The 18,558-nt window shown below is 66.0% G+C and carries 21 protein-coding genes; 3 read left to right on the top strand and 18 right to left on the bottom strand.

Annotated elements, in window-relative coordinates:
• Window positions 1-299 precede the first annotated feature (299 nt).
• Window positions 300-1,358 carry a glutamate-cysteine ligase family protein gene (locus C447_RS11025; protein ID WP_029601996.1) on the top strand — a complete coding sequence of 353 codons (1,059 nt, stop codon included), beginning with the start codon at window positions 300-302 and terminating at the stop codon, window positions 1,356-1,358.
• Window positions 1,359-1,630: 272 nt separating this feature from the next.
• On the opposite strand, the gene C447_RS11020 is transcribed toward C447_RS11025, so the two are convergent.
• The 12 genes from C447_RS11020 to C447_RS10965 form a co-directional block, all read right to left on the bottom strand.
• Window positions 1,631-2,119 (bottom strand): hypothetical protein, encoded by a 489-nt coding sequence (locus C447_RS11020; RefSeq protein WP_007693882.1) that lies wholly within the window; start codon window positions 2,117-2,119, stop codon window positions 1,631-1,633.
• A gap of 69 nt (window positions 2,120-2,188) precedes the next feature.
• Entirely contained in the window at window positions 2,189-2,371 is a 183-nt protein-coding gene (locus tag C447_RS11015; protein ID WP_152416148.1) for a hypothetical protein, read from the bottom strand.
• Window positions 2,372-2,384: 13 nt separating this feature from the next.
• Window positions 2,385-2,714, bottom strand: a complete 330-nt coding sequence (locus tag C447_RS11010) for a hypothetical protein (RefSeq protein WP_007693880.1) — start codon at window positions 2,712-2,714, stop codon at window positions 2,385-2,387.
• A gap of 92 nt (window positions 2,715-2,806) precedes the next feature.
• The gene (locus C447_RS11005) at window positions 2,807-3,568 is read right to left on the bottom strand and encodes an SDR family oxidoreductase (protein ID WP_007693875.1); all 762 of its coding nucleotides are present in this window, start codon (window positions 3,566-3,568) and stop codon (window positions 2,807-2,809) included.
• Between the two features lie 74 nt (window positions 3,569-3,642).
• Window positions 3,643-4,077 carry a CopG family ribbon-helix-helix protein gene (locus tag C447_RS11000; protein ID WP_007693873.1) on the bottom strand — a complete coding sequence of 145 codons (435 nt, stop codon included), beginning with the start codon at window positions 4,075-4,077 and terminating at the stop codon, window positions 3,643-3,645.
• Window positions 4,078-4,101: 24 nt separating this feature from the next.
• Window positions 4,102-4,968 carry an ABC transporter ATP-binding protein gene (locus C447_RS10995; protein WP_007693871.1) on the bottom strand — a complete coding sequence of 289 codons (867 nt, stop codon included), beginning with the start codon at window positions 4,966-4,968 and terminating at the stop codon, window positions 4,102-4,104.
• Complete coding sequence (locus C447_RS10990) at window positions 4,956-5,804, bottom strand: ABC transporter permease (RefSeq protein WP_007693870.1); 849 nt, start codon at window positions 5,802-5,804, stop codon at window positions 4,956-4,958. Before C447_RS10990 ends, C447_RS10995 begins: the two co-directional genes overlap by 13 nt.
• Window positions 5,801-6,892, bottom strand: coding sequence for an ABC transporter substrate-binding protein (locus tag C447_RS10985; protein ID WP_007693868.1), 1,092 nt, complete (start codon window positions 6,890-6,892; stop codon window positions 5,801-5,803). Before C447_RS10985 ends, C447_RS10990 begins: the two co-directional genes overlap by 4 nt.
• Before the next feature lie 318 nt (window positions 6,893-7,210).
• Complete coding sequence (locus C447_RS10980; RefSeq protein WP_237713467.1) at window positions 7,211-7,591, bottom strand: metal-sulfur cluster assembly factor; 381 nt, start codon at window positions 7,589-7,591, stop codon at window positions 7,211-7,213.
• Entirely contained in the window at window positions 7,588-8,661 is a 1,074-nt protein-coding gene (locus C447_RS10975; RefSeq protein ID WP_237713466.1) for an amidohydrolase family protein, read from the bottom strand. Before C447_RS10975 ends, C447_RS10980 begins: the two co-directional genes overlap by 4 nt.
• 235 nt (window positions 8,662-8,896) lie before the next feature.
• Window positions 8,897-9,925, bottom strand: a complete 1,029-nt coding sequence (locus tag C447_RS10970) for a tyrosine-type recombinase/integrase (RefSeq protein ID WP_007693861.1) — start codon at window positions 9,923-9,925, stop codon at window positions 8,897-8,899.
• Window positions 9,915-10,298, bottom strand: coding sequence for a DUF5805 domain-containing protein (locus C447_RS10965; RefSeq protein WP_007693858.1), 384 nt, complete (start codon window positions 10,296-10,298; stop codon window positions 9,915-9,917). Before C447_RS10965 ends, C447_RS10970 begins: the two co-directional genes overlap by 11 nt.
• A gap of 390 nt (window positions 10,299-10,688) precedes the next feature.
• Between C447_RS10965 and C447_RS10960 the strand changes: the two genes are divergently transcribed.
• On the top strand, window positions 10,689-10,946 hold the full coding sequence (locus C447_RS10960; protein ID WP_007693856.1) for a hypothetical protein: 258 nt from the start codon (window positions 10,689-10,691) through the stop codon (window positions 10,944-10,946).
• Between the two features lie 1,095 nt (window positions 10,947-12,041).
• Here the strand turns inward: C447_RS10960 and C447_RS10955 are convergent.
• Genes C447_RS10955 through C447_RS10940 form a run of 5 tightly spaced genes read right to left on the bottom strand, consistent with a single transcriptional unit; the run spans window position 12,042 to window position 16,315 of the window.
• Window positions 12,042-13,418 (bottom strand): phosphohexomutase domain-containing protein, encoded by a 1,377-nt coding sequence (locus C447_RS10955; protein ID WP_007693854.1) that lies wholly within the window; start codon window positions 13,416-13,418, stop codon window positions 12,042-12,044.
• 51 nt (window positions 13,419-13,469) lie between these two features.
• On the bottom strand, window positions 13,470-13,937 hold the full coding sequence (locus C447_RS10950; protein WP_007693851.1) for a DUF5793 family protein: 468 nt from the start codon (window positions 13,935-13,937) through the stop codon (window positions 13,470-13,472).
• Between the two features lie 49 nt (window positions 13,938-13,986).
• Window positions 13,987-14,175, bottom strand: coding sequence for a hypothetical protein (locus tag C447_RS17185; protein ID WP_007693850.1), 189 nt, complete (start codon window positions 14,173-14,175; stop codon window positions 13,987-13,989).
• Window positions 14,172-15,572: a small ribosomal subunit Rsm22 family protein gene (locus tag C447_RS10945; RefSeq protein WP_007693848.1), complete on the bottom strand. Its 1,401-nt coding sequence runs from the start codon at window positions 15,570-15,572 to the stop codon at window positions 14,172-14,174. Before C447_RS10945 ends, C447_RS17185 begins: the two co-directional genes overlap by 4 nt.
• Complete coding sequence (locus tag C447_RS10940; protein WP_007693846.1) at window positions 15,569-16,315, bottom strand: prephenate dehydrogenase/arogenate dehydrogenase family protein; 747 nt, start codon at window positions 16,313-16,315, stop codon at window positions 15,569-15,571. Before C447_RS10940 ends, C447_RS10945 begins: the two co-directional genes overlap by 4 nt.
• Before the next feature lie 561 nt (window positions 16,316-16,876).
• On the opposite strand from C447_RS10940, the gene C447_RS10935 reads away from it, so the two are divergent.
• Window positions 16,877-18,118 (top strand): HAD family hydrolase, encoded by a 1,242-nt coding sequence (locus C447_RS10935; RefSeq protein ID WP_007693844.1) that lies wholly within the window; start codon window positions 16,877-16,879, stop codon window positions 18,116-18,118.
• Between the two features lie 6 nt (window positions 18,119-18,124).
• On the opposite strand, the gene C447_RS10930 is transcribed toward C447_RS10935, so the two are convergent.
• Window positions 18,125-18,514 (bottom strand): hypothetical protein, encoded by a 390-nt coding sequence (locus C447_RS10930; RefSeq protein ID WP_007693842.1) that lies wholly within the window; start codon window positions 18,512-18,514, stop codon window positions 18,125-18,127.
• Between the last annotated feature and the right edge of the window lie 44 nt (window positions 18,515-18,558).

Below are 18,558 nucleotides of genomic sequence, written 5' to 3'. Positions count from 1 at the left end.
TGATATTCAGTGGGTCGGCGAAGGCACTCGCGTCGACGGCGACCGCTCTCGGCGGCTCCCTACAGGAGTATCTACTATACTCTATCGTGAAGAACGTGCCGGCTCCCGCACGCTATCGAGCCCCACGAAAGAGGTCGTGGCCCGGTCGATTGTCGTAGTGGGGTGGAACACTCGATCGCCAACCCGTCCGCGAGTTCGGCCCCACAGCGGCTCGGCCGGCTCGTCTCCGTCCCACAACGAGCAGCGTTCGGTGATGCGCAAAGCATCAGATACAGATACCCCATGCAGGTAGGGACGCCATGCGATTAGGACTGGAAGCCGAATACTGGGTGGTCGACGGGGGAGGGAGGTTGTGCGACGGGCGCGACCTCGTCGAGGCGCACGACCGGGTCTCGCCCGAGTTCGTCGACGCGATGATCGAGGTCGAAACCCCGCCGGTCGGTTCGATCCCGGAACTCCGCGAGACGCTCGTCGAGGTGCTCGAAACCGTGATCGGGGCCGCCGCGTCCGATGGACGACGGCTCGTTCCGCTCGGAACGCCGCTGTCGTCACAGACCGGGGCGGTCCGGTCGGCCCGGGGGAAGCTCCTCGAACGCATCTACGGCGACGGTATCGAGCCCGCGAAGAACTGTGCCGGCACGCACGTTCACTTCGAGCGCGAGCGCGTGACACGACAGCTGAACCTGCTGACCGCGCTCGACCCCGCGCTCGCGCTGGTGAGCTCGTCGCCGTACTACCGCGGCGAGCGCATCGCGAACTGCTCGCGGGCCCACGTCTACCGTCACGAGTCCGGCGTGCGATTCGAGCGCTATCGCGACCTCTGGGAGTACACGACCGACGTCGCGGAGTGGGAGAACCGCATCGAGGCTCGCTATCGTGAGCTGCAAGCGCTCGCGCGTGAGGCGGGCATCGACGACGCGGCGTTCGGCGAGCACTTCCAGCCCGAGAACGCGGTGCTGACGCCGGTACGGCTCCGCGGGAAGCAGCCGACGGTCGAGTGGCGCGCGCCCGACACGGCGCTTCCGAGCCAGGTTCTCGAACTGGTCGAGACGGTCGCGAACCTCGTCGAACGCACGAACGACACCCCGGTACAGGTCGGCGACCCCGGGACCGGCGACGAGCGGATCGGCGTTCCGCCCTTCGCCGAACTCCGCGAGCTGACCGACGCGGCCGTCGAGGACGGCATCGGTGCTCCGGCCGTCCGCGAGTACCTCGAAACGATGGACTTCGACCCGGCGAACTATCGGCCGCTCACGGCTTCGATATCGGGACCGGCCCGCCTCGACGAAGCGACCGCCGAACGGCTTCGACTCGATGCAGCCGACGCGCTCGAAGCGGACCTCGCGGCGCTCGATTGACGGGGTGAAAAACGGCTCGTGTCGATCCGGCCGTCCGACTTCCGGAGCTCGAACCGCGATACCCCGTTCTCCCGGTCCGTCTCGGCGCGTTCGTGGCCGGCTGCCCGGCGTCCGGTTTCGAGAATTAGAGCATGGGGTCCGTCGGAGGATAGCAAGGGGAATGGGTGGATCCTCCTTCGCCCCGTATCGTACTATCGCTGTCCGCCGGTTGTCCCTTCGGCTTTCGATCGCCGGCCCGTGTCAGAACCGGTATGAAACCCTCGCGCGTTCCGTCAGTCGGAGTCATCCGAGTCGCTGGCGTTCGAACTGGCGTTCGCGACGGCGTCGGTGTCGCTATCGTCGCCGTCGTCCGACCCGTTGTCGCCGTCCGAATCGTCGTCCGACCCGTTGTCGCTATCGGATTCGTTGTCGGAATCCGAATCGTCGCCCGAGTCGGTTTCGTTGCCGTCGTCCGAGCCGACGTCGGTCTCCGAGTCGTCGGAATCGGTTCCGTTGTCGGAATCCGAATCGGTGTCGTCGTCGCTGCCGTTCGAATCCGTCCCGTTGTCGGGATCCGAGTCGTCTGAATCGGTATCCGACTCGGCATCGCTGTCGTTCCCCGACCCGGAATCCGTGTCGCTGTCGTCGTCGTTGTCGCCCTCGGTACCGCCGCTCCCGCCGCCTCCACCGCTACTGTTGTTCCCACTGTCGCCGCTGCTACAGCCTGCGAGAAGTCCGGCTGATAACGCCCCGGCGGTGAGAAGGTATGTTCGTCGACGCATGGCACTCCGCTGTTAGTCACCGTACAGTAAAAGTTCACCCATCGGAGAGTTCGTTCGAGCGGGGTCACCTCACAGCGTTCGGTCGAGCGCAACGGTGAGGATCAACAGGAACAGCCCGAAGAACATCATCCAGACCCCCAGTCGGGACGGGAGCTGGAAGACCAACCGCCGCAGCAGCCCCAGTATCAGCCCGAGGGCGATACAGAGCGCCGCCAGCCGCTCCATGCCGGACAGAACGTGCTCCGAACTCACACCGAGGTTCACGCTATCCCGCCCCTGCGACGAACGGTTTCGAACGGTCGCACCATCGAGAGGGGATAACGGACGTCGGTATAAATCCTCGCCGGCCGCTCGGGCCGCTCCAGAACGCCCGGAGCCGCACTTCGGTGTCGTCGATGGCGTCCACGTGTTCGCGTTCGAGCTCCTGGATAGCGCTGTCGTCCCAGCCGAGACTCGTCGTGATGGCGTCGATAACGCTCTCCTCGCCGGTCTTCCTCACGTAGCCGATGCCGTCGCGGACGGTCGCGACCTCGCCGATGACGTTCCCCTCCCGGTCGACGACCCGTTTCCCCTCGTCGCTCTCCTCGAACTTCATACCGAAACGGTCCCGATCGGCGGACGAGTAGTTGCGTCTCGCGGAAGCCCCCGGCCCGCGGTGCTCCCTACCGCTCGTGTGGATGGCCTTCGTCAGCGCTGCTGGTCGGTCGGCCGAACCAGCATCTCGTTGATGCTGACGTGCTGGGGCTGGGTCACGGCGTAGGCGACCGCCCGCGCGATGTCCTCGCTCTGGAGTGGTGTCATCGAATCGAACAGGCCCTCCTCCATCTGCTCTTTGACCTCCTCGTCGGGGATGTGCTCCGGGAGTTCGGTCTCGACCGCGCCGGGCTCGATTATCGTCGTGCGGACCCCCTCCCCCGTGACCTCCTGGCGGAGCGCCTCGGTGAACCCGTTGACACCGAACTTCGTCGCGTTGTAGCCCGAGGAGTTCGCGTTCGCCTGCCGACCGGCCGTCGAGGAGACGTTGACGATGTGGCCGCTCCCCTGGTCCTGCATCACCGGGAGGACGGCGTGGGTGAGGTTCATCAGCCCGAGGAGGTTGACCTCGACCATCTGCCGGAAGTTCTCGCGGTCGGCGCGCTCGACGGGTTCGAGGAGCATCACGCCGGCGTTGTTCACGAGGATATCGATCGTCCCGAAGGTCTCCAGCGCGGCGTCGACGAGCGCGTCGAGGTCGTCCTCGTTCGTGACGTCGGTGGGGACGGCGAGCGCGCGGCCGCCGTCGGCTTCGATCGCGTCGGCGAGCGATTCGAGTTCGTCCTCGCGGCGTGCGGCGAGAACGACGTTCGCCCCCTCGTCGGCGAGCGCACTGGCCGTCGCTTCGCCGATCCCGGAGGACGCACCGGTGACGACCGCCGTCGAACCGTCTATCTGGTCGGTGTCGATTGCCATCGCTCTTGCTTGTGGAGCCGGTCGGAAAAGGATGTCTGCGGTCGTCTGAAGCCGATTATCGTTGATTTACGACTTCACTCGGTGTGGACGGGTCGCTCGTCGATGGGCTCGATGGGGAGGAGGGTGTACTCGACGGTCAGCGCTTCGTCCACGGCGCGAACCTTCCTGACGAATGACGAGATCTCCTCGAGGTCGCCTTCGAGAACGAACGATTCCATGCAGCCGTGCTCCTCGCCGACGCAGTCGTGCGTGGTCGAGGCGAGGAGGTCGTCGTACTCGTGTCGGAGACGCCGCATCCGGGTCTCGACGCGGGGGCTGTCGTACTCGAACAGCGCGGAGACCGTACTCATCAGTTCACGGTCCGCGAGTCGGTCGTCGTCGAACTCGTCGAGCAGCCCCCGTGCCGCTTCGCGCATCACCTCGCTTCGACCCGCGTACCCGTGTTCGTCCGCGAACCCGTCGATCCGGTCGAGCAGGGTGTCCGTCATCGAGACGCTCACGACTTCCATGTGATAAATTAGACCTTCGAATTGTTAAAACCGATCGGTCGTCCCGCCGCCGATGAGCGAGCGGACCCGTTCGGTGTACGCGACGAACGCCTCGTCCGTTCGCGAGCGTGGTCGCGGGAGGTCGACGTCGACCGTCTCCACTACCCGGCCGGGGTCGGCACCCATGACGAGGACCCGGTCGCCGAGAACGACGGCCTCGTCGACCTCGTGGGTCACGAACAGCGTCGTTTTCTCGGTCGTTCGCCAGATATCGAGGAGTTCGTTCTGGAGCCGCTCGCGAGTCCGCGCGTCGACGCTCCCGAACGGTTCGTCCAGCAGGAGGATCTCGGGGTCGACGGCGAGCGCGCGGGCGACGGCGACCCGCTGTTTCATGCCGCCGCTCAGTTCTTTCGGGTAGGCATCGGCGAACCCGTCGAGCCCGACGAGGTCGAGCATCTCGTAACACCGGTTGTCACAGGCCTCTCGCGCCATTCCCTGGCGTTCGAGCCCGAAACAGACGTTCTCCTGGACGGTGAGCCACGGGAACAGGCCGTACTCCTGGAACACCATCCCGCGGTCGGTTCCCGGTCCCTCGACCCGCTCGCCGTCGACCACGACCGCCCCGTTCGTCGGCGTTTCGAGCCCCGCGACCGCTCGGAGGAGGGTCGTCTTTCCACAGCCCGACGGCCCGACGAGACAGACGAACTCGCCGGTCTCGACGGTGAACCGGACGTCGTCGAGCGCCTGTACCGACTGGCGCTCGGATTCGTAGCGCTTGCTCACCCCGTCGACGAGGACCACCGGCGTCTCGTTGGCCCGGTCCGCTCCGTCGGCACGTTCGGTGGCGGTCGTGCAGTCGTCGGTTGTGTAGTCGTCGGTCCGTCCCGGCTCGCCGTCGCTCACTCGCGCCATGCGAGCATCCTCCCTTCGAGACCGCGGAACGCCCCGTCGGTCACGAGATAGACGAGGCTGATCACCAGCATGTACGCGACGCTGGTGTCCATCGCGAGGTTGTTCGAGGCGTTGAGTATCTCGTAGCCGACCCCGGGGGCCCCGAAGAGCTCCGCGCCCACGACGATCATCAGACACCGGCCGATGCTCGTCCGGAAGCTCGTCAGGATCTGCGGGGCGGCGCTCGGCAACACGACGTGACGGATCATCCCGAGGTCCGCCCGCACCCCGAGGCTCGACGCGACCTCCGTGAGCCGCCCCGGCGTGTCCTCGACGCCGCTGTACGCCCCGTAGACGTTGATCCAGAACGCGCCGACGAAGACGATGAACGCCGCCCCGGCGTGTCCGATCCCGAACCACACGATCGCGAACACGACCCACGCCAGCGGCGGGATCGGCCGGAGGACCCGCACGACCGGCGTCAGCGCGTCGTCGAGCCGCCCGCTCCAGCCGAGGGCGATCCCGAACGCGATACCGGACGAGGCACCGACGAGCAGCCCCGGAACGTAGTGGAGCAGGGTCTGAGCGAGTTTCACCACCATGCGTGACGTTCGGATCTCGGTACCGACCAGCGGGACGGTGAACCACGCGCTCATCGTGAGCTGCTCGACGAAGGCGCTTGCCGCCGCCGCCGGGCTCGGGAGGAGATACGCCGGTTCGACCAGCGACGACGCGACCCACCAGAGCACGAGAAATCCGGCGGTCCCGAGGGTCCCTCTCACGATCCGGCCTGGGTTCAGATCGGGGAACGACCGCTTTTCCGTGGCCGAGTCGGCGTCGCCGGTTCCGACGCTCATCGCTCCGAGACTCCATCGTAGACGCCGAAGTCGAAGAGCCGCTTCGGCGAAACCGTCGACTCGGTGTTCCCGACCTCCTCGACGAGTTCGGCCATCTCCTCGGACTGCGTTCGTACCTCGCGAGGGTCCGAGAGGAAGTCGGAAGCTCGCGAGTCGATCGCTCTCCGGGCCAGGTCAGCGTTGACACCGGACCCGATGACCGCCGCGGCGTCCGCAGCCGCCTTCGCCGGGTTCTCCCGGACGAACTGCGTCGCCTTGCTGTGCTGTTCGACGAACCCTTCGGCGACGTCTCTCGGAACGCTGTTCTGGACGAACGTGACCGTGACCGGGTGTCCCGGAAGGACGTCGCCCGACCAGGCGACCTCCCCGAAGCCCCGCTCGTTTTCGATCACCGTCGCGAACGGCTCCTGGATCATCGTCGCATCGACCCCGCCGCTCCCCATCGTCCGTGGGGCCTTCGCCGGGGACACCGTCACCTTCTCCACGACCGACTCCAGTTCCCCCAGACCGAGGTCCCGTTCGATCCAGTAACGAAGGGTGATATCCGGCACGCTCCCGTCCGGCGGGACCCCGAACTTCACTTTCCGGCCCTCCTGCTTTTCGAACGCCGCGAACGCGTCGCCCTCTCGGTCCGCGTACAGGTCGGCGAACGCGTTCGTCGCCATCGCCCGGAAGCCGTTCCGGCTGTTCGCCGCCAGAACGTCGGCTTGCTTGCTCTTGTCGGTGAGCACCATGGCCGGCGTGACACCGAACAGCGCGATGTCGACCTCGTCGCTCGCGAACGCCTTGACCACGCTCGGGCCGTCGGAGAAACGCTTGGCCGTAACCTCGGTCGCGAGGGAGTCGTAGTAGCCCTCCTCCTGCATGATGTAGTGCTGCATGTTCGGGTAGATCGGCACGTAGGCGACCGTGAGCTTTCCACCACTCCTCCCACCGCCGGCACGGCTGGTTTCCCCCTTGTTGTTGGTGCTGCTGGCGCTGTCGTTACCGCTCGGACTGCTTCGACCGACGCAGCCGGACAGCCCCATCACGGAGAGGGCTGCCGTCCCGCTCGCCGTGAGAACCCGTCGTCGAGTGCGTTCGTACATCGTTATATTGTTATCAAGATATTCGTTCTTAATAAGTTCTGCTATTTTAGAGTTTCTATTTGATAATCGGGATGGGGTCCAGCGTGGTAACGACCGTGTACTCGTCCCAACCCTCGATCCGTGTCGAGGGCGGTGCGGTCGACCTGGTCGAGGGGATGACGGTCGAGCGCGATCGCCAACCGGTCGTCGTGTCGCCGTGCGACGCCATGGACTCACCTGCGCTAAATATTGAGACACCTCCAGCGTTCGTTCAGCGACAGCCCGAAACTCGGCGAAGCGCTGCTCGATAGAAGGGCGATGGGATCGCTCGCTTCGTCGCTACTCTCGAACGACCGAACGACGCTCGGCCTCGATCTCCTCGCGGTAGCGTCGTTCCTGTTCGTCGAGGACTGCCTGACGGCGTTCCTTGGCATCGTCGGTCATCATGTCCTCGGACCACTCGAAGCCACCGTCGGTATCGAGTGATACCGACTCTACATCGTGAAGCGCGCCGACGCGCTCCTTGGTCTCCTTGATGAAGTACGGACCCATGTGGCACGCGGGCGTCGTGAGTCGCATCCCGACCCGGGCGTGTCCGTCGGAGACGTCGATCGATTCGACGAGCCCCATCTCGACGATGTCGAGGTTGGACCCCGTCGCCACGCTGCACGGGTCCACGATCCCCCGAAGCGCATCGCGGACGGCCGCTGTTGTCGTCACGATGCCACCTCGAAGTCCGTCGTCGACCACGGTTCGGCCACTGTCTCCCCGGTGCTGGACTCGCCCTTCGCGGCTCGGTCTTTCAGTTCGTCGAGGTCGAAGTTGTGCGCCTCCGCAAAGTTCGCCCCGAGGATCTTCCGCTTGTCGTCCTCCGTGATCGTGAAGCTCCCGGAGAAGCTCTCCATCTCGGGGAAGTCGAACTCCCAGAATCGCTCTAGGAGGAGCTGGGGATGGAAGTGTGGCGCACCGGTTCCCCAGAGGATCTTGTCGACCGCGTGTTTCCCGCCAGCGTAGAGGAGGTCCTGAAACGTCTCGGTGAACGTTTTCGGCGTCGTCACGGCCTCCGCAAGGGTGAGTTCGAGGTTGACGTACACGTTCGAGTGGCGGGCGATCTGCCAACCGGTCTCCTTGGCGAACGTCAATCCGCCGTGGACGATCTCGAAGTTGAGTTCGGGGAAGCAGTTGGCGGCTTCTTCGACGTCGCCGACCTTGTAGGAGTCCATCGGGGCAGCGCCGAACGGGAGGGCCTTGTGGACGGCGACGACGTCGAGACCGAGGTCGCTCGCGCGTTCCCAGAGTGGGAACGCGGTCTCGGGATCGTCCATTTTGAATGGATGGTGGGTCCCATCCTCCTCCCAGTAAGAGGGATAGACCTTCACGCCGTGGGGGTCGAACTCGTCGACCTGACGCGTCAGTTCTGCCTCGGGGTCGTCCGTCCCAACAGCGTCGATGCTGGCGAGCGCCGCGCCACGGTACGGGTTGCGTTCCTGGTAGGCGATCGCTTTATCGAGCGCGGTAAGGCCGTCGTGGAACGCCGCAATGGACTGTGGATGGATGACGCTGAAATCCGTCTGACTTTCACGGAAGAGCGCGTTCTCCGTGTTCTCGATGGCCCAGTCGCTGAGAAAGGTTTCCTCCGTGCGTGCGTAACCGTCCGGCATCGCGTTCTCCAAGCCGACGCCGATCTGTACCACCTGTGCTGCATATTCGGGCACCCGGTAGTTCGCCTCGGTCTGGTCGTACGCGTGGCACACCGCATCCACGATAAAAACATCGTCAAGTGATGTCATGCCACAACCGACGGCATCGATCCTGATTAATGTTCGGTAAATTGCATTGGGCCGAGACGGGAAAAACTGCTATACGGCTCGGTGGTCATCGTCCCAAGCCAACGACGAACGCCTACACGCGCTCGGTATCGAGAAAACCGGTCCGACCAGGCTCCTGCACTTCCCAGGTGCCGTGTTCATATAACAGCATATGATTTACGAGTTCGAGATGAGACGTGATAGTATCACCGGACCGTCAGAATAGCTTATAAATATTTGACAAGTATCGCTCGCGAACCCGGCCACCCCAGTCGTGGGTGTAGGTGTCGATGACGTCGCTGGCGACGTCACCGCGGAGGTACTTCACGATGCCGCGGTCGCCGGTACGGTCACGGAGGTGCGTCGTAAAGAAATGCCGGAAGTAGTGGGGGGTGACGTTTTCGCTCGCCCCGCCACCCGTTCGGTACCAGTCGTTTTCTCGGGCGTGTTCCCGCACGATCCGACCCACCATCGCCGGTGTGAGGCGTTCACCCCACTTGCGGCCGGTGTTGAGGAACAGCGGTTCGGCGGGTGAGGTCGTATCCGGCCGGATGGCGAACCAGCACCGGAGGGTCGAGCGGAGTTCCCCGTCGACCGGGACCACGGTCGCTCGTTTCCGTTTGTTCGAGGCGCGTCGTTCCTCGCCGTTGACGACAGCCCCCTTCGAGACGTCGCTTCTGACGTAGACCGCGTTTTCGCGGTCCTGGAGCGCTCTACTTCCGAGGGGGAGTCGAGCGGCGAGCTCGTCGTCGGCCAGCGTGAGGTCCCGTAGATCGAGGTTACAGAGCTCGCCGACGCGCATTCCGGTCTTCAGCAGCGTCACCACGAGGGCCCGGTCGAGGGGATGGTGGATGTCGGCGACGAACGCCCGCATCGCGGACAACGAGATATCCCGTCGGTGAGGGTTCTTGTCGATCGTCTCGTCCATCCCCTCGACCACGAGCGCCATCGGGTTGGCCTCGAAGGCACCGACGCGGGCCATGTAGGTGTAGAACCGGTGGAGATACGTCGCGTAGGTCGCCACCGTGCTCCGAGCCAGGTCCGTTCGCAAGGAGTGCACCCAGGCCATACACTCGTGCTCGCCGGCTTCGGCGAGCGTCCGCCCCGCCGAGTCGTCGAGAAACCGTTCGAATCGACGGAGCACACGTTCGTACGCCGCACGGGTGCGCTCGGAGCGCCCCTGATATTCGAGGTTCTGGAGGAAGTACGCGACCGGGTCGTCCGGCGAGACCGTCTCAGTCGACATCCGTCCCGGTCACGGCGTAGCCACCCCGACGGCCGTTGTACTGGACGCGCCCCTCGCGCTGGAGGCGCTGAAGGGTGGTTTCGAGCCGGTCTTCGAGGTCCTTGGTGAGCGCTCCGACGATCTCGTCCCACGAACGGGACTCCTCGTCCAGAACGTCGAGGACCCGTGTTTCGAGGTCGTCGACCCCTGGGGTCGCATCGTCAGAACGGGGTTCCCCGGTTTCGGTATCGAGGTCGAACCCGTGACGTCCGGCCTGGACCATCGACCTGACGAACTCGCTCTGGCTCATCCCGAGTTCGTCGGCGTGCGCCCGCCACTCCTCCCGTTGGTACGAGGGAACCTTCATCCTGACCGTCGCCTCGGTGTCGACCATCGATCGACTCCTCGCACGCCACCGGCATCAATCTTCGGCACTAACACAGGATAAGGTCTCTTATTTTCACAGAGCGTTTTCGCTTACCCCTTTCACGTCATGCGTTTTTCGCGCGTCCTTGCAGGTCTACTGGAACAGGCCTGCAAGATTAGCCTTGCAGCCTTGCAGGATCGGACTCGGTTTTCGAGTTCGTTCTGGCAACGTGGTCACTTCCCGCTGAGTCTCGAACGTCATAAACCCTTGGAACGACCGGATCGATCCGTAGCGCGAGCGGTGAGCCTCTCCAAGGGAAGTCCAGAGCGGCCCCGACAATCCCAACCACGAGCGGACCGCCGAGCATCACGAAAGCGATATCCCGCGTGTTTAGTCCCCCGCGAACCAGGTCGAGACATGGCCTCGGACGGCACCACGATCGGCATCTGGATCGGCGCGGACGACGACGTTCTCCGGGAGTTCGACGAGACGCTCGGCTGCGGGCCCGACCACGCCGGCTCGCGCTCGGAGGCGGTCAAGGAGGCGATGCGCCTCGCCATCGCCGTCGAGGAGACCGTCGAGGGGTTCCCGTACGATATCGACGGCGCGCCGCTTCGCCACCAGGTTCAGCAGGCCCTCATCGAACAGGACCGGCGGGAGGCGCGGGACGAATGACCGCTCGTCGTCTCCCGATGTCTCGACCCTCATCTCGGTTCAGCTTCCGAATTTTTCAAGGAGGACGATATGCACGCGTTCGCTCGAATGGCCCCCCCACACGAGGAGTCGAGTGCTCTTCGGAGCGGAGGCGGGACCGAGCATCGCAACGGCCCACTAACCATTTCGTTGCGACCGGAGCGAGGGGAGCTGCTCTGCCACCCGGACTGTGATCCAGCGAAAGAACTGGCACGAAACCTCGTTCTGTAGGGTATGGACGGGCTATGCGTCTTCCTGCAGCCAAGAACGCGAAGTGTTTCGAGAATGGGGACACGGGGGCGCAATCTCGGGTCGTAGGCCTCGCAGCCGCCCAAATCACAACACTTCGGCTGTCTGCGGACGCATCTCACGCCATCGAACGCGCCATATCCATGCTTATACCGGAATGGTCGAACGAGCTTCGACACCTCCACACTCGGCGAACGCCCTTTCCGAAGGTGATCGAAGGACCACTCGTCCGTCGTGACGGCCCGAACGAGGGGAATACCAGGTGTTTGCACTCCCAGCAGTTGTCAGGAACTGCGGCCCTGAAACCTCCAGCTCAGCGCTGCGATACGGCCGTAGGAGTCCTCGCCATCTGGGGCGGAGAGCGTTGCTGACCGCCACAGTGCTTCGATTCCCTTCCGATAAAGGGCTCTGGACGCGCGTGAACCTCCTCTCGTCGTCAGCCAGCGTGAGGCCGCGAGAAACCGTCGAGCCATTCCTAAGCGGCTCCCGAGGGGGAGGAGAAAACATCCGTACGGCCGCACGATACACCACACCTGTTTGGGTACCTCCTACAACCGTGTCGAACGAGTATATCGAGTCCTGCTATACGAACCGGATCTCTTCGACGGCGGCCGCTCACTACAGTCCTTCGTCTTCCCTCCCTTCCGACCACTTTTGGTTCACTCGGATGATCTTCCCCGCGAAACGACAGATAAAGTGATATGTTGGATATGCTTCTTTTGTGAGAACCCTGTCTGATTCACGACGTATAAACTATATACTGCGATACCTAATTCGCCTCTATCTCGCCGAGCACGCTTGCTCGAAGAAAACCCGAGATCAGCCGATTCAGGAGTTCGGTCGGTCGATGGCGGTCCCGATGACTTGACGGGTTCGGTCGATGAGCGCATCCACCCGCTCGCTCTCGGCGTAGATCCTGACCTTCGGTTCGGTACCGCTCGGACGCACCAGCACCCAGCCGTCGTCGCGCTCGATGCGGACTCCGTGCTCGGTCGAGACCTCGCTATCGGGGAACTCGTCCGGGAGGGTCGTCGCGAGCTGCTCCATCACCGGTCCCTTTCGGTCGTCGGGACAGTCGACGCTCACCTTTCGGTAGGGGAGTTCCTGGATAGGCTCGCGGAGGGCGTCGAGACCGCTCTCGGCAACCAGTCGCGCCAGGACCGCGGCGCTCGCCACGCCATCTATCCAGGGGCCGTGTCCGGGATGGACGTGTTTCCAGGGCTCGGCCGCGAACACCACTCGCGTGTCGTCCGTCCCCGCCGCGCGGGCCACCGCGACCCCCTCGTGGAGCGCGCCCAAACGCACCCGTTCGACCCGCCCGCCCGCCGCGGTGACGCGGTCGTCGATCCGGGAGGAGGCGTTCGGCGTCGTCACCACGACCGGATCCGTAGCGTCGCTCGCGCGGGTGTACCGTTCGGCGAGCACGGCCACGACTGTGTCCTCGTGGACGATCTCGCCGGTACCGTCGAGCACCACGATCCGGTCGGCGTCGCCGTCGTGAGCGAACCCGAGGTCGGCGTCGCCGTCCGCGAGGAATGCCCGAATGTCACCGAGGGTAGCGGGCGTGGGTTTCGACCCACGAGCGGGGAACGACCCGTCGACGTTCGCGTTCAACGTCGTGACGTCCGCGCCGAGTTCGTCGAGCACCTGGGGGGTCGCTCGGCTCGCCATTCCGTTGCCGCAGTCGACGACGACGGCGAGGCCGTCGAGCGCCGTGCCGTACTCCTCCGCGTAGTCCACGACCGCCTCGTGATACGCCCCGAGCGGGGACAGTCGCTCCGCCGTCCCCCACTCGTCCCACGCCACCGGGCCAGCGTCGTCCTCGACCCTGGCTTCGATGCGTGCCTCGGCGTCGTCGTCGTACTCCTGGCCGTCGTGAAAGAGCTTCAGGCCGTTGTCGGCCGGCGGGTTGTGGCTCGCGGTGACCATCACGCCGCGCCGTCCCCGCGAGGCGAACGCGAGCGCTGGCGTCGGGAGCACGCCCGCACGGCGCACGGCTACGCCGGCGCTTTCGAGCCCCGCTTCGAGGGCGGCCACGAGCCCGGACCCCGTCTCGCGACCGTCGCGTGCGACGACGAACGTCGGGTCCACGTCGTCCCTCGTGCAGGCGTCGAGCCCCGCCGCCCGGCCGACCGCGAGCGCGAGTTCGGGTGTCACCCGAGATATCGCCGGACCGCGGATACCCGCGGTACCGAAGAGCGTCATATCCAGTCTCGGGTGGCGGGGCTACTTAATCTGGGAGGATGGGGACCGGGTTTAGAGTTCGACGCCGCCGGGAATGAGGCTGTGCTGGCGGACGAGGTTGCCCTCGTGGTTGTAGACGAGGAAGGTGGACTTCTCGTGGGCGAGGAGCTCCTCGTCTTCGAAGCGAACCACGAGCTGATATCGGCCGTCGCCGTCGGCGGCGCGCTCGCCGTAGGCCCGGGCCGCCCGGATGAACTCGAGGACGCCGTCGGCGGTCGCGTTGAGTTCGAGCACGAAGTCGCCCGTGATGCGGTTGGTGACCGAGAGCACGCCGTCGCCCGCGGGCCCGTCGGCGTGAAACCGGTAGTTGACGTCGGTCTCGCTCGCCTCGACGAGGCCCTCGTCGGTTCCCGCGAGGCGGGTTTCGAGCACCTCGCGCGGGCCCTCGAACGCGATGACGATCGTGGGTTTTCGAGGCTCGTCCTCGGCCGATACCCAATCGGTGTTGCTGACGTGGAGGTCGAAGTACTCGCGCCTCATTCGGGTCTGTTCACGCTACGACCCCCGACGTGATGAACGTAACGCCGGCTCACGTCGGCAGCGGTAGACCGGATCCGCTCCGTCCCACGACCGGCGGGGCCGAGTCACGCTCTGGTTCGCCGCGGCGGGGGAGGTCGCCCTCTTCCCCTTCGGTGCCGGCCTGCTCACCGTCGACCGCTCCGCCGTCGGTCGGGCACCGAAACCAGTGGTCGACGATACACCCCTGGGAGGGCCTCACAGACGGTCGACGACCGTTTCGTCGTCGACGACGAGGTTGTAGGCCTCCTCGTCGTCGTTCCAGAGCACGAGGGCGTTCTCGAACGCGAGGAGGTCGCCGTAGTCGGCCGTCGTCAGCGCGCGATTCAGCCCGGTCTCGCGGGTCACCACCGCGTAGTGGTCGACGGATTCGCTGCCGTCGCTGACCTTGTAGAGGGGGTTGCCCGTCGACAGCGATCGACTGAGCTTCGCCGCCACGCAGTCCACCCGGTTCGAGACGTGACGCTCGCTCTCGGCCATCTTCGCCGCTCGGTTCGGGTCGGGGGTGAACTCGACCCGTCGTTTCCCGTCCGTCCGAAGGACCGTGTGGGAGAACTGGACGTCGACGTTGACGAACGCGTCGGGGTCGGCCTCGGGACCCGCACCATCGGCCAGCCGTCGCTGGAAGCCCGGCACCGAGAAATCGGGTTCGACAGCGAACGACCAGCCGCGGTCCGTGGGCGCGTGGCCCGGCCAGAGCCGAACGGTCGGGCCGTAGCACGTCGCGGGGCCCTGGTCGGCTAGCGCGCGCTCGACCCGCCGGAGGCCGATCGAGGTCTCGCGGTCCGCGGGGGCGACCCCGACCAGCGACCCGTCGGGGGCGAGGGCATCGAGATACCGTCGGGCGGTTCCCGCGGGGTCGTCGAGTTCGCTGAGGGAGTTGGCGAACAGCACGAGGTCGTACTCGCCATCGAGTTCGAAGTCCTCGGCCGTCGTTCGGTGGATCGTCGGGTGGACGTTCCGGCCGGTGGATTCGAGCAGCGAATCGAGCACGTCGGCGGCCGGACTCGGCTCGATCGCGTGGTACTCACAGAGCGCGTCGCCGGGGAGCAGGTCGGCGAGGCCGAGCGCCGGGCCGCCGACGCCGGCACCGACGTCGAGCACCCGGAGGTGGTGGGAGAGCAGTCCGTCTCGCGCGAGGTCGGCGAGCACGTACTGGGCGACGGCGTAGTAGTCGGGGAGGTGGTAGATGGCGTACGCCAGCGCGGTATCGGTATCGTACTCGACCGCCCGCCCCGCGAAGTAGGACTCCTTGAACCGGCGAATCAGATCGCGAAGCCGGTCGCCCGATTCGCCGTCGGGCCAGCCCGATCCATACGCCTCGACCAGCAGGTTCTCGAGTTCGCGGGTGTGGGAGTCGGGGAACGCCGACACGCCGTCGAACTCGACCGCGATCGGGTCGTCGGCGACCGGAACGAACGTGCCGTCCGCCCGCTCGACGAGTCCGAGGTCGGGGGCGACGTCGCGGAGCGTCTCCCGAACCACCGCGGGGTGGGGCCGGCCGTCGACGTACTCGAAGATCTCCTCGGGGTCGATAGGTCGAACCTCCCGGAGGTACTTCGCGTTCGCCCTGATCTGCTCGCGCTGGTCGGCGCTCATCGCTCGCCCACCGAACCGCGCGCCTCGCGGTAGAGCGCCTCGAACTCCTCGGGACCCGCGGCGGCGATGCGTTCGGCCGCGGCGGCGACCTCGTCCGTCCCGTCGAAGGCCGTCTGTATCTCGGCGTAGACCCCCGGCGAGCCCGAGAGCACCTGGTCGGCGAGCTCGGAGAGCGGCCCGGAGATCGGCGTGTGAAAGCGGTCCGGGACGTCGTCGGCGGCGAGCGCGTAGGCCAGCACCGCGGCGTGGGTGCGGGCCTGTACCGTGGTCATCGCGCGGTCGTGTTCGTCGGGAGTCGTCTCGAACGGTTCGTTCTCCCGGGCAAGGGTTTCGCGGATCTCGTCGGTCACCGGCCCCGCTGCGTCGTCGACGACGGCGATCCGGCCGGGGGCGTTCCCCGGGGCGAACAGCGGGTGGAGGCTCAGCCGCTCGCGGTCGGGCACGTGGGTCCGCATCGCTTCGACCGGGGTCGCCATCGTGCCGGTGACGTCGACCATTGCGCGCTCGGCGCGCGGCGCGAACGTCGCGACCGCGCTTTCGACCGCCGAGATCGGTACCGCGAGACAGACCCCATCGAAGCGCTCGGTGGTGTCGAGCGCGACGGCACGGCCCCCGACCGCGTCGGCGGCGGCGGTAGCCACGTCGGGATCGGTGTCGGCGAAGGCGACCTCGGTGCCCGCCGACCCGACGACGTCGGCGAACCACCGTCCCATCGCGCCCGCGCCGACGACGAGGAGATTCATTGGCCGTGGTTCCGCCGCGGCGGCAAAAAACCGTTCGAGTGCGGGCGACGACGATACCGGTCCCCGGGTTCTCGTCCTCATCCGTTGGTGACGGCGGTGTACCAGCGACGACCGCGAGTAACCCGTTACAAATGAGGGACCGCACCGCTACCGCACCCACTTTTTTACTCCTCGGGTGGCCTCCCTCCGGTCGGCCACCGCTCGTCGCAAAAACCTGGACTAAAAAGGCTGCTCGCTCACTCCGTTCGCTCGCAGTAGAACCACCATCACTACCGCTCCCCATCGTCCACACGCCTCCCCAACCGATTCACTTCACTCGCTTCGCTCGTTTCGTTCATCCCTCGCGCAATGTCAACGGTCGCGCGCTCACGTCCGTTCGCGCACGACCGCGAGCGCGCGCCAACCGTCCGCTACCGCAACCGTACCGCCACCGCAACCCTACCGCAACCGCACCGCCTCCAGCCGCACACGCCGACCGCTACCGTGCGCCCAGCCTCCACCCACCCGACTCGACATCGAGCCCGGCCGACAGTATTTCACCACGGGGATTGTTCTGCAGCTATGGACCGCTACGACCTCCTCTACGAGCTCTACGACGAGTTCGACGCCGACGCGCTCCGGGACCACCAGCGTTTCGTCGACGTCTTCCCACCGGTGGACTCGCGGGTCGCGCTCTCCCACTACCAGACGATCGACGCCGAACTCACGGACCGAAAGGACGAGATCCGGGACGCCTTCGAGGCCGGCGAGACCCTCGCCGACGTCGCCGCCCACGCCACCCGCGAGGAGGCGTTCACCGCGCTCGACCTCTGTACCGAACACGGCCGTCGGGTGAACGTCCTCGTGCTCGACGTCGACGAGACCCTTCGTTCGGCGGGCAGCACGGACAACGAGATCCCGAGGGAGACCCTCCACTACCTCACCGAGTTCCACGAGGCGGGCGTTCCGATCGTTATCTGCACGGGACAGACCTTAGAGAACGTCAAGGGCTTCACGATCCAGGGCCTCGGCAGCGAACTCGTCCACTCGGGAAACGTCAGTATCGTCTACGAGGCCGGCACCGGCGCGTTCACGCCCGGACACGGCCCCCGAACGAAGGAACTCCTCTATGAGGACCTCGACGAGGAGATCCAGGACGTCTTCTACCGGATCCGCTCGCGCGTGCTGCCCGACGCGCCCGAGGCGATCCGCCAGGGCTGTCACCTCCAGGGCAACGAGTTCAACGTCACCCTCAAGCCGAACGCCGAGGTCGGTAGCGACCCGGCAGCCGAGGTCATCGACACCGCGCTGTGTCACCTCCTCGACCTCCTCGGCGAGGTCGTCGCCGACCGTACCGATACCGCGGCGGACGGAGCCGGAACAGACTGGGCCCGCGGGTTCTACGCCGATGCGGACCCCGAGATCCGGGGCGTGCTCGAAGCCCGCGACGCCCTCCCCGACCTCGACGTCCAGGAGGTTCCGTCAGCGGTCACGGACACCTTCGAGCGCATCGACGTCGCCTACTACGAGGCCGACGCCGCCGAGATCGGCAGTCTCGAACTCAACAAGGTCGTCGGCGTCGAGGCGGCCTTCGACGTGCTCGGTATCGACGACGCCTTCCCGCTCGTGATGGGCGATTCGAAGTCCGACCTCCGGGTGATGGAGTGGGTCGGCGACAGCGGTCTCGCCGCCGCGCCCGAACACGCCTCTCGCGCGGTGCTCGATTACGTCATCCGAACCGACGAACTCGTCTTCGACCGCGGGAGCGCCGCCGAGGTGCTCCGTATCGTCTACGCGCTCAACCGGCTGGCGACGATCGGGTGACCGGGGCTACCCGCTGACCGCGCGGTCGTGCGTCATCGACGGGATCTCACACCGGTTGTGGATGTCCTGCACCACGACCGCGAGGCTGAGCTCGTCCGCCGAGCGGGCATCGGCGAGTTCCGTCACGCGTTCCATGCACGAGCGCAGCGCCGTAAGCGCCGCGCGCTGGGTCGACACCCGACCGATGGACCGCCGGTTCACGGACTCGCCCGCCCGGATCCGACACGACAGGTCCCACCCGCGCGACGGCTCGAACGGCAGCCGGTCGGCGTCGCTGGTTCGCGTCGCGACGACCTCGAACCCATCCGCACACCGACCGAGGACGAGCTCGTCCGCGCACGCTCGCTTGCAGACCCAGCCACTCGGCAGCTGCAGGTCCTCGGGAAGGGGATTCATGGTTTGTCTCCATCTATTCGAACACTCGTCGACCCCTTTCGGGT

Origin of the sequence: Halococcus hamelinensis 100A6 (assembly GCF_000336675.1) — an archaeon.
Lineage (GTDB): Archaea > Halobacteriota > Halobacteria > Halobacteriales > Halococcaceae > Halococcus > Halococcus hamelinensis.
The sequence above is the reverse complement of the archived record's forward strand: the minus strand, read 5'-3'. Positions and strand labels throughout refer to the sequence as shown.

Excerpts from the sequence above, each read along its gene's own strand:
- C447_RS11025 (WP_029601996.1), top strand. The coding sequence starts at position 300 with ATGCGATTAGGACTGGAAGCCGAATACTGGGTGGTCGACGGGGGAGGG.
- C447_RS11020 (WP_007693882.1), bottom strand. The coding sequence starts at position 2,119 with ATGCGTCGACGAACATACCTTCTCACCGCCGGGGCGTTATCAGCCGGA.
- C447_RS11010 (WP_007693880.1), bottom strand. The coding sequence starts at position 2,714 with ATGAAGTTCGAGGAGAGCGACGAGGGGAAACGGGTCGTCGACCGGGAG.
- C447_RS11005 (WP_007693875.1), bottom strand. The coding sequence starts at position 3,568 with ATGGCAATCGACACCGACCAGATAGACGGTTCGACGGCGGTCGTCACC.
- C447_RS11000 (WP_007693873.1), bottom strand. The coding sequence starts at position 4,077 with ATGGAAGTCGTGAGCGTCTCGATGACGGACACCCTGCTCGACCGGATC.
- C447_RS10995 (WP_007693871.1), bottom strand. The coding sequence starts at position 4,968 with ATGGCGCGAGTGAGCGACGGCGAGCCGGGACGGACCGACGACTACACA.
- C447_RS10990 (WP_007693870.1), bottom strand. The coding sequence starts at position 5,804 with ATGAGCGTCGGAACCGGCGACGCCGACTCGGCCACGGAAAAGCGGTCG.
- C447_RS10985 (WP_007693868.1), bottom strand. The coding sequence starts at position 6,892 with ATGTACGAACGCACTCGACGACGGGTTCTCACGGCGAGCGGGACGGCA.
- C447_RS10975 (WP_237713466.1), bottom strand. The coding sequence starts at position 8,661 with ATGACATCACTTGACGATGTTTTTATCGTGGATGCGGTGTGCCACGCG.
- C447_RS10970 (WP_007693861.1), bottom strand. The coding sequence starts at position 9,925 with ATGTCGACTGAGACGGTCTCGCCGGACGACCCGGTCGCGTACTTCCTC.
- C447_RS10965 (WP_007693858.1), bottom strand. The coding sequence starts at position 10,298 with ATGGTCGACACCGAGGCGACGGTCAGGATGAAGGTTCCCTCGTACCAA.
- C447_RS10960 (WP_007693856.1), top strand. The coding sequence starts at position 10,689 with ATGGCCTCGGACGGCACCACGATCGGCATCTGGATCGGCGCGGACGAC.
- C447_RS10955 (WP_007693854.1), bottom strand. The coding sequence starts at position 13,418 with ATGACGCTCTTCGGTACCGCGGGTATCCGCGGTCCGGCGATATCTCGG.
- C447_RS10950 (WP_007693851.1), bottom strand. The coding sequence starts at position 13,937 with ATGAGGCGCGAGTACTTCGACCTCCACGTCAGCAACACCGATTGGGTA.
- C447_RS10945 (WP_007693848.1), bottom strand. The coding sequence starts at position 15,572 with ATGAGCGCCGACCAGCGCGAGCAGATCAGGGCGAACGCGAAGTACCTC.
- C447_RS10940 (WP_007693846.1), bottom strand. The coding sequence starts at position 16,315 with ATGAATCTCCTCGTCGTCGGCGCGGGCGCGATGGGACGGTGGTTCGCC.
- C447_RS10935 (WP_007693844.1), top strand. The coding sequence starts at position 16,877 with ATGGACCGCTACGACCTCCTCTACGAGCTCTACGACGAGTTCGACGCC.
- C447_RS10930 (WP_007693842.1), bottom strand. The coding sequence starts at position 18,514 with ATGAATCCCCTTCCCGAGGACCTGCAGCTGCCGAGTGGCTGGGTCTGC.